The organism is Rhodopseudomonas sp. BR0G17, assembly GCF_010907025.1.
Taxonomy (GTDB): domain Bacteria; phylum Pseudomonadota; class Alphaproteobacteria; order Rhizobiales; family Xanthobacteraceae; genus Rhodopseudomonas; species Rhodopseudomonas palustris_H.
The window spans coordinates 1-397 of sequence record NZ_QUML01000221.1 but is presented as its reverse complement, the minus strand read 5'-3'; the positions used below and the strand labels follow the sequence as shown (position 1 = coordinate 397).

At 62.0% G+C, this 397-nt stretch carries 1 protein-coding gene; it reads left to right on the top strand.

All coding sequences use genetic code 11. The features are described from left to right. On the top strand, positions 1 to 397 hold a 397-nt coding region (locus DY467_RS25940; RefSeq protein WP_205502868.1), incomplete at both ends, for an efflux RND transporter permease subunit.

Here is a 397-nt window from a genome sequence, read left to right as displayed (position 1 = left end):
TCGTCGCCGGTTTCATCACGCAGCCTCTGGAGAACGCGGTCGCGCAGGCGAACGGCATCGACTACATGACGTCGACCAGCACGACCGGGACCAGCACGATCACCGTCAATCTGCGGCTCAACTACGACACCGGCAAGGCTCTGACCGAGATCAATACCAAGGTCAACTCGGTGCTCAATCAGCTGCCGTCGGGAACGCAGCAGCCGGTGCTGAGCGTCAAGGTCGGGCAGACCATCGATTCGATGTACATCGGATTCCGCAGCGACGTGATCGCCAGCAATCAGATCACGGATTATCTGCTGCGCGTGGTGCAGCCGAAACTGCAGGCGGTGGAGGGCGTGCAAACGGCCGAACTGCTCGGCGCCAAGACCTTCGCGATGCGCGCCTGGCTCGATCC